This window comes from Vibrio marinisediminis, from assembly GCF_014050145.1.
Classification (GTDB): domain Bacteria; phylum Pseudomonadota; class Gammaproteobacteria; order Enterobacterales; family Vibrionaceae; genus Vibrio; species Vibrio marinisediminis.
The window spans coordinates 1-231 of the sequence record NZ_JACFYF010000386.1; the positions used below are offsets into that span (position 1 = coordinate 1).

At 32.9% G+C, this 231-nt stretch carries 1 protein-coding gene; it reads left to right on the plus strand.

Going from position 1 to position 231, the window contains the following annotated elements; translation table 11 throughout:
• The coding region (locus H2O73_RS24425) for a hypothetical protein (protein ID WP_182110854.1) at positions 1-231 on the plus strand (231 nt) is incomplete at both ends.

Consider the following 231-nt stretch of genomic DNA (forward strand, 5'->3'; position numbering starts at 1 on the left):
GCTCATCTGCCGGAATTGTTTATTCAGATTTAGGAATTCCAGGATATTTCTTGTATGATGCAATTTACAGACAAAATGAAGGTAATTATTATTGGGGAGATCATTACGGATTAAGCTCTTCTAATGGCTATACTAAAATAGATAGAGGTCAAAACAATAGCTTAGGTATGGAAAAAAGAGTGGACTTTAATCTTGGTTTTGAAGGACTTGTTTTTGATAAATTATGGGTAG